General features: G+C 67.9%; 10 protein-coding genes. 6 read left to right on the top strand and 4 right to left on the bottom strand.

Annotated elements, in window-relative coordinates:
* Positions 1–581: 581 nt before the first annotated feature.
* A complete protein-coding gene (gene sthA / locus AC16DP_RS48650; protein WP_329728919.1) occupies positions 582–1,979 on the bottom strand; it encodes a Si-specific NAD(P)(+) transhydrogenase in 1,398 nt (465 codons plus the stop codon).
* Positions 1,980–2,339: 360 nt separating this feature from the next.
* Between sthA and AC16DP_RS48645 the strand changes: the two genes are divergently transcribed.
* The 3 genes from AC16DP_RS48645 to AC16DP_RS48635 all read left to right on the top strand — a co-directional run bounded on the left by AC16DP_RS48645 (position 2,340) and on the right by AC16DP_RS48635 (position 6,437).
* Positions 2,340–4,076: a methyl-accepting chemotaxis protein gene (locus AC16DP_RS48645; protein WP_329728918.1), complete on the top strand. Its 1,737-nt coding sequence runs from the start codon at positions 2,340–2,342 to the stop codon at positions 4,074–4,076.
* A gap of 98 nt (positions 4,077–4,174) precedes the next feature.
* Positions 4,175–4,549, top strand: a complete 375-nt coding sequence (locus AC16DP_RS48640) for a response regulator (protein ID WP_329728917.1) — start codon at positions 4,175–4,177, stop codon at positions 4,547–4,549.
* 292 nt (positions 4,550–4,841) lie between these two features.
* Positions 4,842–6,437 (top strand): chemotaxis protein CheA, encoded by a 1,596-nt coding sequence (locus AC16DP_RS48635; RefSeq protein WP_329728916.1) that lies wholly within the window; start codon positions 4,842–4,844, stop codon positions 6,435–6,437.
* A gap of 72 nt (positions 6,438–6,509) precedes the next feature.
* Here AC16DP_RS48635 and AC16DP_RS48630 read toward each other — a convergent pair whose 3' ends face one another.
* Positions 6,510–7,970 carry a hypothetical protein gene (locus AC16DP_RS48630; RefSeq protein WP_329728915.1) on the bottom strand — a complete coding sequence of 487 codons (1,461 nt, stop codon included), beginning with the start codon at positions 7,968–7,970 and terminating at the stop codon, positions 6,510–6,512.
* Positions 7,971–8,234: 264 nt separating this feature from the next.
* On the opposite strand from AC16DP_RS48630, the gene AC16DP_RS48625 reads away from it, so the two are divergent.
* Entirely contained in the window at positions 8,235–8,630 is a 396-nt protein-coding gene (locus AC16DP_RS48625) for a type II toxin-antitoxin system PemK/MazF family toxin (RefSeq protein ID WP_329728914.1), read from the top strand.
* A gap of 9 nt (positions 8,631–8,639) precedes the next feature.
* Here AC16DP_RS48625 and AC16DP_RS48620 read toward each other — a convergent pair whose 3' ends face one another.
* Positions 8,640–8,879 (bottom strand): hypothetical protein, encoded by a 240-nt coding sequence (locus AC16DP_RS48620; protein ID WP_329728913.1) that lies wholly within the window; start codon positions 8,877–8,879, stop codon positions 8,640–8,642.
* A gap of 282 nt (positions 8,880–9,161) precedes the next feature.
* On the opposite strand from AC16DP_RS48620, the gene AC16DP_RS48615 reads away from it, so the two are divergent.
* On the top strand, positions 9,162–12,122 hold the full coding sequence (locus AC16DP_RS48615) for an nSTAND1 domain-containing NTPase (RefSeq protein ID WP_329728912.1): 2,961 nt from the start codon (positions 9,162–9,164) through the stop codon (positions 12,120–12,122).
* 36 nt (positions 12,123–12,158) lie between these two features.
* Here the strand turns inward: AC16DP_RS48615 and AC16DP_RS48610 are convergent, their stop codons facing one another.
* Entirely contained in the window at positions 12,159–13,133 is a 975-nt protein-coding gene (locus tag AC16DP_RS48610) for a LysR family transcriptional regulator (RefSeq protein WP_329728911.1), read from the bottom strand.
* A gap of 146 nt (positions 13,134–13,279) precedes the next feature.
* Between AC16DP_RS48610 and AC16DP_RS48605 the strand changes: the two genes are divergently transcribed.
* Entirely contained in the window at positions 13,280–14,542 is a 1,263-nt protein-coding gene (locus AC16DP_RS48605) for an MFS transporter (protein WP_329728910.1), read from the top strand.
* Positions 14,543–14,678: the final 136 nt, after the last annotated feature.

The following is a 14,678-nucleotide window of genomic DNA, read 5'->3' as shown; positions in this document are numbered from 1 at the left end:
GGCGAGGCGTTACCCCCGCCTTTGGATACGGCGCTCCTCATCCGAGCGCCGGAGGGACTTCAACCCTCCTGACCAGTGCGCTGCCCAGCGCACACTACGGCCTCTGCTGACTGCTCGCTCCGCCTCTTCGGCGTCGCCCTTTCAGGCATGAGGCGAGCTCTCCCCGGGTAAGAACATCGACCTTCACCGCACGAGCGCCGGCTTTACGTCACCTCGCCTTGGTCACCGGGGCTTCGCGAAGCTTTGCCCGCTCGCCCCGCTCGGTGCCGCCTCATAGCCGGTTCCTGTTCGTCGCCCCGCAGCTTCGTTCCCCGCTTCCTTCACGTCGGCCTCTCGGTCCGGCGCTCTGCGGTTCCCTTCGTTCGCGGTGACCTGCTTCCGGGAGGACTTCCACCTCCAAGTCGATGCCCATGCCGGGCGCACAAAGCAAACCGCGCCCCCTCGACAGGAGTGGGGCGCGGCTCACAGCGGCGGGTAACTTCTAGTGGAGGCGGCGGGAATCGAAGCCGCCGCTCGGGCGACGGAGTGGGAGGGGTGAATGCTGTCAGGGGCACCCGGGTGAGTGCCGTCAGGGGCACCCGTCAGAACAGGCGGTTGAGCCCGTTGAGCGCGGCCACCCGGTACGCCTCGGCCATGGTGGGGTAGTTGAACGTGGTGTTGATGAAGTAGTCGATGCTGTTGCCCGGCCCCTCCTGCGCCATGATGGCCTGGCCGATGTGGATGATCTCCGAGGCGTTGTCCCCGAAGCAGTGGATGCCGAGGATCTCCCGCGTCTCGCGGTGGAAGAGCATCTTGAGCATCCCCACCGTGCGGCCCGTAATCTGCGCGCGCGCCAGGCTCTTGAAGAAGGCGTGGCCCACCTCGTAGGGCACGCCATCGCGCGTGAGCTCCTGCTCGGTGCGCCCCAGGCTGCTGATCTCCGGGCTGGTGTAGATGCCGGTGGGGATGTCCTTCACCAGCTTGCTCTCCAGCCGCCCCTCGACGATGTGCGTGGCGGCGAAACGCCCCTGGTCATACGAGGCGCTGGCCAACGAGGGACTGCCCACCACGTCTCCCACCGCGTAGATATGGGGCACGGATGTCTGGTACGCGTCGTTGATGGGGATGTTGCCGCGCGAGTCCGTCTGGATGCCCAGCGCCTCGAGCCCCAGGTTCTGCGTGTTGCCCGTGCGCCCGTTGGCCCACAGGAAGATGTCCGCCTTCAGCCGCTTGCCGCTCTTGAGGTGCAGCACCACCCCGTCGTCCCGCGTCTCCACCCGCTCCATCTGCTCCTCGTGGCGGATGAGCACCCCCTGCTCGCGCAGGTGGTAGGAGAGCGCGTCGGAGATTTCATCGTCCAGGAAGGACAGCAGCCGCCCGCGCGTGTTGATGAGGTCCACCTTCACGCCCAGCATGCGGAACATGGAGGCGTACTCGCAGCCGATGACGCCCGCGCCGTAGATGATCATCGTCAGCGGCGTCTCGCCCAGCGTGAGGATGGTGTCCGAGTCGAAGATGCGCGGGTGGTTGAAGTCCAGGTCCGGCGGGCGGTAGGGACGCGAGCCCGTGGCCACCACGAAGGCCTTGGCGGACAGCAGCTCGCTGGCCCCCCGGGGCTCGCTGACCTCCACGGTGGTGGCATCCAGGAAGCGGGCCTGGCCCACCACCAGCTCCACCCGGTTGCGCTCGTAGAAGGTGGTGCGCAGCCGCACCTGGCGCGACACCACGGACGAGGCCGTCCGCATCATGTCCTTGAACTTCCAGCTCTTGGCCAGCTCGATGCGCAGGTCCGGGTGGTCCACCTGCACGTCCACCAGGCGCTGGATGGCGTGGCGCAGGGCCTTGGAGGGGATGGTGGCGGTATGGGTGCAGGCACCGCCCACCAGGGGGAGCCGCTCCACCATGCACACCCGCTTGCCGGACTTGGCGGCCTTCATGGCGGCCCCCTCACCGCCCGGGCCCGAGCCAATCACCACGATGTCGAATCGCCGCACGCTCATGGCCGGATATTTCTCCAACCCAGCGGACTTGCGAAGAAAACGCCCGGAGGAGCGGTGGAAGGGCCCGGCCCCCTGGCGGGTGGGCTCCCTTCCAGGTGCCGGTCCGAGGGCCCGGTCCTCTTGTCCGACGGCCACCTGCCGGAGCCCCACTCCCGGGAGGTGCCCGCGCGGCGCCAGGAGCGGCCGGTGTGCGGGGGTGCAGGTAGCCCCGCCAGCCCGAAGAATTCTCATCGGTTGAGGCTCGTGTGATGCTGGCCGCGGCATGAGCGAGGACCGCAGGAAGAATCCTCGGGCCGGTGCCGACTGCGTTGGCCCCCCTGTCACGCAGACCCTGCGCGCCCAGCAAAGGATGAACGCACAGTGAACTGGTTTCGCAACTTGAAGGTCGTCACGAAGCTCGCGCTCGGGTTCGGGCTGCTCACGGTGCTGGCCGTGTTCGTCGGCGTGCAGGGCCTGCGTGGCATGGCGCAGACGGACGAGAGCCTCAAGGAGATACACGAGCACCACGCCCTCGCCCTCGTGAAGCTGCTCGAGGCGGACGTGCACATGCTCCACATGTCCCGCACCCTTCGAAACGTGGTGCTGGACGTGGGCACGGAGCGGTTCGCGGAACGGACCGCGGAGCTCGAGGCGAGCCGGGAGAAGTTCGGGAAGGCGTTCGCGGCCTACCAGCAGACGATCTCCGGCTCGGAGCCGGTCCAGCAGCTCAAGGCCGCGGAGGTGGAGCAGCTCATGACGCAGCTGCGCAACGAGCAGCAGGACGTCCTGCAGCTCGCGACGAGCGGGCGGCTGCCCGCGCTGATCGCGGCGAGCAAGGATCTCTACATCGACGCGGGCGTGAAGGAGGCCCGGACGGTCGAGAACCAGATCGAAGCGGTCATCAAGGAGCTCGAGACGCACAAGTTCGCGGAGATGGAGCGGTTCTCGGAGCAGTCGACCGCGTCGTACGAGGGGTTCAGGCGGTTCGTCCTGGGCTTCCTCTTCGCCGCCGTCCCCCTCGCCCTCGGGCTCGGCCTGCTCACCACGTGGGTGATCGCCGGGCAGCTCGGCGGGGAGCCGGGATACGCGGCGGAGATGGTGCACAAGGTGGCGGACGGAGACCTCTCCGTGCACGTGGAGACGAAGACGAACGACCGGACGAGCCTCCTCTTCGCCCTGAAGGAGATGGTGAGGAAGCTCTCCGAGACGATAGCGGAGGTCCGGATGGGGGCCACCACGCTCAGCGCGGCCTCCGTGCAGGTGTCGGCGTCCTCGCAGAGTCTCTCGCAGGGCACCGGCGAGCAGGCCAGCAGCGTGGAGGAGACCACCTCCAGCCTGGAGCAGATGACGGCGCGGATCACCCAGAACCGGGACCACAGCCTGCAGATGGAGCAGATGGCCGTGAAGGGCGCCCGGGACGCCGAGGAGAGTGGCCGGGCGGTGAAGGAGACGGTGGAGGCGATGAGCTCCATCGCGGAGAAGGTCTCCATCATCGAGGAGATCGCCTACCAGACGAACCTGCTGGCGCTCAACGCGGCGATCGAAGCGGCCAGGGCGGGAGAGCACGGCAAGGGCTTCGCGGTGGTGGCCACCGAGGTGCGTAAGCTGGCGGAGAGGAGCCGGACGGCGGCGAAGGAGATTTCCGGGCTGGCGACGAGCAGCGTGAAGGTGGCCACGCGCTCGGGACAACTGCTGGAGGAGCTGGTCCCCGCCATCCGCAAGACAGCGGACCTGGTGCAGGAGGTGGTGGCCACCTCCATCGAGCAGTCCGAAGGGGTGGTTCAGATGAACAAGGCGATGCAGCACGTGGACCAGGTGACGCAGCGCAACGCCTCCTCCTCCGAGGAGCTGGCCAGCACCGCCGAGGAGCTCTCCGCCCAGGCGGAGGCGCTCACCCAGCGGGTGTCCTACTTCCGCGTGGAGGGCGGCCACGAGCGCGGCGATCGCCCGCGGCCCCGTCCCCGGGTGGGGGGAACCCCCCGCGGGCAGGCTCCGTCCCCGGCGCACGCGCTCAAGGCCGCGGCGGACGCCCACGGCCCCGGGGCTCCGGGTCCGCGTCCCGCCGCCCAGGCCCCGCTCCCGGGCGAGGACCATGAGTTCAGGCGCTTCCGGGTGTGAAGCCTGGGCGAGAACACCCCCGCCGCGTCCACGCAGTCCCTCAGCTTCTTCCACGCCAGGGTGCTCAGCAGCCAGGGCGAGTCATTGCCGGAGCAACCATGTCTCACAAGAAGAAGATCCTCCTCGTCGACGATTCACAGACAGTCCTGCTGATGCACCAGCTGCTGCTGGCGGACCGGGGCTACGAGTTGCTCACCGCGCGGGACGGGGAGGATGCCGTGGAGACGGCCCTGGCCGAGCACCCGGACATCATCTTCATGGATGTCCTCATGCCGCACGTGGATGGCTTCACCGCCTGCCAGACGCTGCGCGCGCACGAGCGGACACGCGACATTCCCATCATCATGGTCACGACCCGCGGCGAGCCCCAGAACGTGCAGCGGGGCTTCGCCAGTGGCTGCTCCGACTACATCACCAAGCCTTTCAATGTGAATGAGCTGCTGGACAAGCTCGAGCGGTATCTGGGCGAGTAGAGAGGAAGAGCGCGATGCAACGAGACGAGCAGAGGGACGCTCCCACCACGCCCGAGCACCCGGAGCACCTCACCCGGCGCGTGCGGGAGCTCCAACAGGAGAACGAGGCACTGCACACGCGGGTGCGCCGCCTGAGCACCGAGCGGCAACGGATGGAAACGCGGATGACCGTCCTTCGAGGCGACGGACCATGTGCTCTTCGAGCTGCTGGAGACGCAAGGGGGCATGGCCCTGCACTGCGCCCGTTGCCCGGCGGGCGGGGGGCCGCTGACGAGGGGCTCCCGAGGGTCACATGAAGATCGATCATGAGCTGATCCTCGAATCCTTCAGGACGGAGACGGAGGAGCTGTTCGCCGAGATGGAGGCGGGACTGCTCGCCTTCGAGGCCCACCCGCGGGAAGAGGTGCTGCGGACCGTCTTCCGCGGAGCGCACACGCTGAAGGGCCTGGCGATGTCACTGAGGTTCCCGGCCCTCACCGACTTCGTTCATGGCGTGGAGGACGTGCTGGAGGCGCTGCTGGAGCGGCGGAGGCTGGCGACCGGGGAGCTGGTGACGCTGCTGCTGAGCGCGGTGGACCACCTGCGCGCACTGACGGCGGCCGCGAGCTCCGGCTCCGCACAGGAGCGGATGCCAACGGACGCCCAGCGGTTGCTGGAGCAGCTGCGAGCGCCAGGACTGACGGGGCCGGTACCGGTGGGAGCCGCGGGAGCGCCGGAGGAGGTCCGGCGCGTGCGCACACTCCGGGTGGACGTGGAGAAGCTGGACCGCATCGCCAACCTCACCGGCGAGCTGAGCATCGCCCGAGGGCAGCTGACGCAGGTGCTGGCGAAGGGCTCGGCCGCGGAGGCACTGGGGGTACACCTCGAGGCGGAGCGGCTGCACCTGGAGCTGCAGGAGGAGGTGAACCGGGTGCGGATGGTTCCAGTGGGTCCCCTCTTCCGGCAGAAACTGCGTGCGGTGAGGGAGCTGCTGAGAGCCCAGCACAAGCGGGCGCGGCTGGTGTTGGAGGGAGAGGACGTGGAGGTGGACACCACCCTGGTGGAGGGGTTGCGCGAGCCGCTGCTGCACCTGGTGCGCAACGCGGTGGACCACGGGCTGGAAGCGCCGGAGGCGCGGCGCGAGGCGGGCAAGGAGGCCTCAGGGAGGCTGGTGCTGCGTGCCTCGCACGAGCCGGGGATGCTGGTGGTGCAGCTCTCCGACGACGGCCGGGGCCTGCGGTACGAGCGGCTGCGGGAGAAGGCGCGCGCGCTGGGGCGGGAGGCCGAGCGGATGACAGCGGAGGAGCTGGCGGAGCTCGTCTTCCTGCCGGGGCTGTCCACCGCGGAAGCGGTGACGGAGGTGTCCGGACGCGGGATGGGCATGGACGTGGTGCGCCGCGGCGTGGAGGCGCTGCGGGGCACGGTGACGCTGCTCAGCGAGGAGGGAAGAGGCACCACGGTGACGCTGCGGGTACCGCTGACGCTGGCCAGCATCCAGGGCTTCGCCGTCGGTATAGGCGAGGAGACCTACGTGCTGCCGCTGGAGACGGTGCGGGAGTGCCTGGAGCTGCCAGCGGAGCTGCACGGGCAGCCCGGCGGCGGCGTGCTGAATCTGCGTGGCCAGGCACTGCCCTACCTGCGGCTGAGCGAGGTGCTCGGAGTGCAGGGCGCTCGCTCGGAGCGGGAGAGCGTGGTCGTGGTGGCTCACGGCGAGGGCCTCGCCGGGCTGGTGGTGGACGAGCTGTATGGCGAGGGCCAGCGCGTCCTCAAACCGCTGGACCGGCTCCTGCGCTCCCTGCCCGGTGTGTCCGGCTCCACCCTGCTGGACGATGGGCGCGTGGGGCTCGTCCTGGATGTGCCCTCTCTCTTGAAGGAGGCCGTGCAACGGACGGAGCCTGGGAGGACGTGAAAACGCATCCGGGCGGGCGGGGAGCCGCCGCTCCCCCACCCGCCCGTGCGCGACTCACTTCCTACGGGTGGTCTACTGGCAATCGCGCGCCGCGAAGCCAACGCCCGTGGTGGGCTCGGTGGTGGTGGTGCGCTCCCTCACCAGGCACTTCGTGGCCGGTACGGTCACCCGCGACTCGTTGACCGCCACCGACAGCTCACCCGACACCACCTGCAGTCCGCCGGGGAAACCCGTCGACGTGTTGGCGGGCACCGAGCGCACGCTCGGGGCCTCGCCGCCGCTCAGCCGCACATGGAAGCTCTGCCCGGAGCCGCCGCTGGACGCTCCGCCGTCCGCCTCCGCGCTCAACGGCCCCATATCGGTGAACACGGAGAGGTCGAACTCGGGCCGCACGCTCAGCACCGCCAGTCCATCCGCCCCCTTCTCGACGTGCAGGTCGAAATGCCGGCCGGACAGCGCGTTGAGGTCCACGGTGGTGAGCGTGTGCTCCCCCAGGGCCAGATAGCTCTGCGCCTCGCCCAGGCCGAGGTGCGCGACGGTGAGCGCCTCACTGCCTTCCTGGGCCTCCATCTCGTACGACAGACCGGACAGCGAGAACACATACGGCTTGCCAGCGAACTCGGCCTTGGCGCCGCTGTACGGAGCGCGAATCTCGGTGGTGCCCAGGTTCAGGGCCATGCGGGCCTGGTTCGCCCCATCCTTCTGCCACACCTTCGTCTCGAACAGGGGCGAGGCCTTCGCGGTGCTGAAGGCATACGCGCCCGCCGCCGCATCCCACTCGAGGCTCAGCACATCCAGAATGGACGTCTGGAGCTCCACATCCCGCGGTCCCCTGCTCGTCAGGGCCAGCTCCACGCGGCCCACCATCACCCGAGGCAGCTTCGTCTCGGGGCTCAGGAGCGTCACCGTGTCCTTGACGCCACCCAGGTCCACGATCATGCCGACCCGCACGTCCGAGAAGGACAGGGAGAGGGGCTCGGCGCGGTTGGGGCCAAAGAGCAGCTCCAGGTCCAGGCCCTTGTCTCCCTTGTTGGTGGCACGGATGCGCAGCTCGTACCTGTCCACCTCGGCCACGCACGCGGGGTCCGCCGGCGTCGAGCCATCCGAGCACAGATCCTCGCCCGTGATGCGGAACGTGGTGGAGCTCCCCTTGGTCTCCTCCACGTTGGCCTCGATGAAGATGCGCTCACGCAGGTACTTCTCCACCAGCGCGGCCTGCGCCTGCGAGGTGGTCTCATCCGGGACGCCCGGCACCGGCAGCGGGGCCTCCTCCGCCATGCCGGTGATGGACATGCCCTGGACGCCGCCGCTCATGTTGCCCAGACCGCCGACGCTGGACGCCACCTCCGTCAGCATCTCGAGCGCCGAGAAGTTGCTCAGCGTCCGCATGCTCGTGCCCATGTTGCGGACCAGATCGCCAGAACGCCTGGCGGTCACCTCGGCTACCTCCTCGGGCTCGGGATCCGGCGGTTGGCAGCCCACGGCGCCCAGCGCGAGTGCCACGGTTCCAGTCACCCAGAATTTCATCTTCATTCAGTCGCCTCCTGATACGGGATGGGGTCGCGCATCCTGCAGCAATGGGCAGGCCAGAAGCCAATCTCAGACATTCCGCGAGGTTCCACGCCCTGGAGGCGGCTCCCAAACTACACACCGTGACATCCCTGTCAGGACACAGTAGTCCGTCCAGCAATTTTCCAGCCCCACGCCACGAGCAGTCACGAGAGGGATGAGTCAGCGCTGATCACGGCCAAGCCGCTCTGTCATGATGCGCGCTCCGGGCCACATGCGCGAGCACATATGACGACGAACACAGGAGAATCCACGGGCACGCCTCCCGTGAGGATCAACCGCGGTGACGTGTTCTGGATCGCGCCCGATGATTCACGAGGGCCTGCCCCGGGCTACTCCCATCCCCACGTGGTGGTTCAGGACGACGTCTTCAACCACTCGCGCATCACCACCGTGGTCGTCTGTGCCCTGACGTCGAACCTGCACCGGGCCAGCGAGCCGGGCAACGTCCTGCTCGAGCCGGGCGAGGGCAACCTTCCCAAGCAGAGCGTCGTGGTCGTGTCGCAGATCTCCTCGGTCGAGAAGTCCCGCCTGGGTGAACGCATCGGCGCACTGTCCGATGCGCGGGTGGAGCAGATCCTCGCCGGCCTGCGCTTCCAGCAGGTGTCGTTCTTCGACCGGTAGCACCACGCGCTACCGCTCCGGGACGGGCTTCTTCTTCTCCCCTGCCCCGGTTGCCGCCGCAACGGCCGCGGGGATCGTCTCCCGCATCCACTCCACGAAAGCGCGCAGCCTCGCCGGGTAGAACCGCGCATACGGATAGAGCAGGGACATGGGCAGGGGCGGGGCCTGCCAGCGCGGCACCAGGTGCAGGAACTGAAGGAGGCCGTGCAGCGGGTTGGTGGCGCGGATACGTCGCTCGTACTTGTCCACCTCGACCCCTCCGCGATGGCCCCGCCGTGAGGCGCGTCACTTCATCTGGGTGAACTCGCGCACAACCCTCTGACACCTTTCCCAGGCACCCTGCAGAGGCGTAAAGTCAAGCGATGGAGCCCTCACGCGATGAATACAGTCATGTCCCTACAGCTGGATTTCATTCCTACTGAGAACGCGGAGAAGCGTTCCCCTCGCCTCCACCACGGGTGGACGCAGTATGTCCTTCAGTGTGCCAACGGAGACGTCCAGTGTGCCAACGGAGACGTCGAGACCCTCGAGTTGCAGTGGAACGCGACGCTGCTCCACGATCTCGTCGCCCTCCAGAATAAGAAGTGCGATCCGGCCATTGTCCAGCGCGTCGGCCGGACGCTTCGCGCCTTCCTGAAGTCGGACGACTGGGCACGCCAGGAGGCGCGGCTTCTGGATGCGGTGTCACGCGAGCAGCCGGTGGTCGTCACCATCCGCTCCGTCGCCGACGAGCTGTACATACTGCCCTGGGAGCTGCTCCCCATCGGGGCGAGCGGGCAGCACCTGGGCGAGCTGCCCTCCGTGCTGGTGCGCTACGAGCGGGCCAACGCCACGACCGAGCCCGAGTCGCCCTCACCCCGGCCCGAGGGAGGACGTATCCTCTTCGCCTGGTCAGCGGCCGGCGGATACGTTCCCGTCTCCGAGCACCTCAGCGCCATCAAGCAGGGCGCGCAAGCGGGCCATCATTCCTTCGACCCCGAGGGTGACGTCCTCCAGCACGCCACCTGCGAAAGTCTGCAGAAGGTGCTCAAGGCGGCCAACGACCCGGGGGGCACGCCCATCTCGGTGCTCCACCTGCTCTGCCACGGTAGCACCGAAGAACAGAAGCACGGCCTCGTGCTCAACAGCGGCGACGCGGGCGAGCCCACCATCGTCCACGCCGACAACCTTGGCAGGGTACTCCACCCCTACAAGCACATGGTGCGGCTGGTGGTCATCGCCGCCTGCAATGGCGGCAACTTCGGCAAGCCCGACAACCAGTTGTGGAGTATCGCGCAGAAGCTCCACATGATGGGGATTGAGGCGGTCATCGCCTCGCGCTTTCCCTTGTCCATTGTCGGCTCCAACCGGTTCTCCAAGACCTTCTACCGGGTGCTGCTCGGCGGCCCTTCATCCGTGGAGAGCGCGTTTCTCGCGGCGCGTCAGGAACTCGTGCGGGACACCGCCCAGCTGGACTGGGCGAGCATGCAGCTCTACGCGTGCGGCGCCGATGGCCAGGATCACCGCCCCATCGTCCTGCGCCCCTACCGCGGTCTGCTCACCTTCCAACCCGAGCATAGGCGCTTCCTCTTCGGTCGCGACGCGGAGATCAACGAGATCATCAACGACCTGGGCTCGCTCACGAAGGCCGGAGCGCCGCGCTTCCTCGTCATCGCGGGCGAGTCGGGCCACGGCAAGTCCTCGGTGGTGCTCGCCGGTGCGGTGCCGCGCATGTGCGAGGCGCCCGGGTCCACGTGGGTGTTCAAACAGATGCGCCCCGGCACGAGGCCACTGACCGCTCTCGACGCCGCCCTCTCGAAGTGGTCGGAGCGGGACAGGCCGCTGCTGCTCGTGGTCGATCAGTTCGAGGAGGTCTTCACCCAGACGGAGTCGAAGGAGGAGCGCGATGCGTTCGTCCGCCGGCTCTGGGCGTTGGCCGGCCAGGCCGACTCCGGTGTGTCGGTGATCGTCACCCTGCGCGTGGACTTCATCGGCCGCTGCGGAGAAATCCCGATCGATGACCAGGACACACGGCTCGACAAGATCGCCTATGATGAGGCGCACCGGATCTTCGTGCGGTACATGACCCGGCCGCAGCTCGAGGAGATCATCTCCAAGCCGGCGCAGTTGGTGGGGCTCACGCTCGAGCCGGGCCTGGCGCGCCGGATGCTGGAAGACATCGATGGTGAACCAGGCGCGCTCCCCCTGCTCCAGGACACGCTGGACATACTCTGGCAGCACCGCGAGGGCCGTCAGCTCACGCAGGCCGCCTATGACAAGGTAGGATGCGTCACGGGCGCGCTCCAACGCCGGGCCGATGCCGAGATGAAGAAGCTCGACGAAACGAAAAAGAAGCTCGCACGCCGCCTCCTGGTCCGGCTGGTGAGCACGCGGGATGACAACACCGCGAAAGACACACGGCGGCAGGCGCTCCTTGAGGAAATCCGGCCGCGCCATCCAGAGGACCACCGGAGATATTTCGATCAGATTCTCGGCCGGCTCGTCGATGAGCGGTTGCTGGTAAGCTCGGGCGAGGGCGAGACGACCGCCGTGGAGGTTGCCCACGAAGCGTTGATCCGGAAGTGGAAGCCCCTCCAGGAATGGTTGCAGACAGACCGCGAGAAACTCGCGCAGTTGGAGAAGCTCAAGAGCTGGGTGAAGGATTGGAAGAGTTCCGAGACGCTCTTGAGCGGGCGCCGTCTCGATGAAGCGAAATACATTGCAAAGCAACACTCCGACGAAGTCGGCGAGGACGAGAAGGCGCTGATCAAGAAAAGCCGCTCGAAGGCCCTGAATAGGCGAATCCTTCTGTGGTTGGTCAGGGTGCGGGTGGCGCTTGCCGTAGCCATCATCCTCATTCTCTGCGCCTTTGGTCTTGTGCTGAGCGTGGTTCTGGACGATTCTCGAAAGCAAAGAGGCGATCTCGCACGTGTCCTCATCGCCATGCAACTGAAGGCGGTCAATCCGGAAGCAGCGAGCAGCTTCTTGAGAGAGGTCGAATCCGAGAAAGCGTGGCGGATTCCCGGTTGGCTCGCGACCGTCCCCATCTGCACCCCGAAACCCGAGGGAGGCGGGACTGATTCCAACAAGGAAGACCCTGGCGGCTGGCGCTGCGTTTTCTCCCTGGAGGCAGAGGAGCAGGTGGTGGTGGAGATCGAGGCTCAGCCCGCATGCCGGGCCAGCTTCAAACAGGATGGCCCGAGCAGCGAGGAGCCCAGCGGCTGCATGGAGCAGGTTCAACGGAAGATCGTGGAGAAGCTCTGGACCGATATCGGTTGCTTCAACCTGAAGGATTGGCGGAAACACCTCGGGAAGAAGGGAGATGCCGCCCCAGACCAGGCCAATCCCGACACAAGCAACGACGCTTGCCAGAAACTGCAAGCATGCCTGCGTAGCTCAGGCTCCAAACAATCACACGACGCTTGTTTTTCCGAATACAGGGGAGAGGGATACACGTCAACCCCGGCTGATGATTGGTTTGGAGATCTCTTTGAATTTGAAGCTTCCAAGTAGATTCCGGTGTCGTTCTTCGACCGGTAACACCACGGGCTACCGCTCCGGGACGGGCTTCTTCTTCTCCCCTGCCCCGGTTGCCGCCGCCACGGCCGTGGGAATCATCTCCCGCATCCACTCCACGAAAGCGCGCAACCTCGCCGGGTGGAACCGCGCATACGGATAGAGCAGGGACATGGGCAGGGGCGCGGCCTGCCAGCGCGGCACCAGGTGCAGCAGCCGGCCCCGCTGGATGTCTTCGTGGAGCACCCAGGCCGAGGCTACGCAGACGCCGAGGCCATTCACCGCGGCGCTGCGGATGGCATAGAGGCTGTCCGTGCTCAGGCGCGGGTGGAAGGTGATGGGCTGGACCTCGCCCGTGTCCACGTGCGTCAGCGAGACCTCGTTGCGATAGAACGTGCGCAGCGACAGCCAGGGCAGCCGTGCGAGCTCGTCGGGATGGGTGGGCATGGGCACGCCCGCCACCACGGACGGCGCGGCCACGACGATGCGCGGCACCTCGGCCACGCGGATCGCCACCACGCTTGGGTCATGCACCTCGCCGACGTGGATCGCACAGTCGATGCCGTCCGCGATGAAGTCCGCCACCCGGTCGTACAACAGCCACTCGACCGACATCCGCGCGTGGCGATTCAGGAACTCCGTCAGCGGCCCCACCAGCAACTGTTGTCCGAACGCGTGCGGCACCACGACGCGCAGCCGGCCCTCTGGTTCGTCGCCCGCGCCGCGCAGGTCCGCCTCGAGCATGTCCCAGCTGGCCAGCAGCTCCTTCGCGCGTTCATAGCAACGCGCGCCGTCCTCGGTGAGCTTCATGGCATGGGTGGAGCGCTGGAGCAGCCGCAGCCCCAGCGAGCGCTCCAGCGCCTGCAGCCGGCGGCTCACCGTCGGCTGCGTGGTACCCAGCTGCGCGGCGGCGGAAGACAGGCTGCCAGCGTCCACGATGCGGAGGAAGGTCTGCATCAACTCGAGCCGATCCGCGGTGGCCGGCGCGGCGGGTGGGGACCTCCGCATCGGGGAGACACGGGACCGGGGCGGCTTCGAAGGAGGAGGCATGGGTTATACGCGGAGCGTATATCCACTGTGCGGAGCACGCTACTACCGAGGCTTCCCTCTCTGGCGCACTGTTGCTTCGTCTCGCATCGCCAGGGATGAACACCATGTCTCTCATTCGCACCGTACATAGCACCGCCGGACACGGCGGCGTGACCTCCACCGCCAGCCAGGGCAGCGAGCCTCTGTCGAGCCGCCTCTGCCTGCTGCTGGCCGCGGGCGCCGGGCTGTCGGTGGCGTCGCTCTATTACAGCCAGCCCATGCTGGGGGTCATCGGAACCCACCTCGGCGCCTCCGACACCGCGGTGGGCTTCGTGCCCACGCTCACCCAGCTGGGCTACGCGCTGGGCATCCTGCTGCTGACGCCCCTCGGCGACCGCTTCGACCGGCGCCGCATCATCCTCCTCAAGGCCGCCCTCCTGAGCGTGGCGCTGCTGCTGGGCAGCCTCGCCCCGGACATCCGCCCGCTGCTGGCGGTGAGCTTCGCCGTCGGCCTCACGGCGACCCTGGCGCAGGACATCGTGCCGGCCGCCGCGACCCTGGCGCCCGAGAAGCACCGCGGCAAGGTGGTGGGCACGGTGATGACCGGCCTGCTGCTCGGCATCCTCCTGTCCCGCGTCATCAGCGGCGTGGTCGCCGAGCACTTCGGCTGGCGCGTCATGTACATGCTCGCCGCCGCCAGCGTGGCCCTGATCGGACTGGTGGCCTGGCGCGGCCTGCCCCGCTTCCGCCCGGCCAGCACGCTCACGTACGGCGCCCTCCTCGGCTCGCTCTCCACCCTGTGGCGCACCCACGGCGCCCTGCGCCGGGCCGCGTTGGCGCAGGGCCTGCTCTCGGTGGGCTTCAGCGCCTTCTGGTCCACCCTCGCCGTGATGCTCCATGGCGCCCCGTTCCACCTGGGCAGCGCGGCCGCCGGTGCCTTCGGTCTGGCGGGCGCGGCCGGAGCCCTCGGCGCCCCCGTGGCGGGCCGCATCGCGGATCGCTTCGGCCCCGAGGTCGTCACCCGCCTGGGCGCCGGACTGACCGCCGCCTCGTTCGCCACGATGCTCGCGTCGCCGTGGCTCGAACCGGGCACCCGCCTGTGGCTCATCGCCGCCAGCGCCATCGGCTTCGACCTCGGCGTCCAGATGACCCTCGTGGCGCATCAGACGGTCGTCTTCGGCCTCGAGCCCTCCGCGCGCAGCCGGCTCAACACCGTGCTGTTCGCCGGCGTGCTCACCGGCATGTCCCTCGGCGCGGCGAGCGGCAGCCTCCTGCTGGCCCGGTGGGGATGGGCCGCGGTGACGCTGCTGGCGATCGCCTCGGCGTTGGCGGCCCTGCTGGTCCGCCTGTGGCCGCTCCCAGGAGTGGGCGGGCGCTCCGGCCGGTGAGGGGCACAAGCCTCCAAGAGGAGACTGCTCCAGAGTGCATGACGGCCTTGCCCGGCTCGAAGCAAAGATTCCTTGAAATAAGTGTTTTCTCGTATTATCTGCTCTGGCCGTTCATGCCCATCAGGATGGTGTGCGT

The organism is Archangium sp. (assembly GCF_057119385.1).
This window is presented reverse-complemented; position numbering and strand designations above follow the sequence as displayed.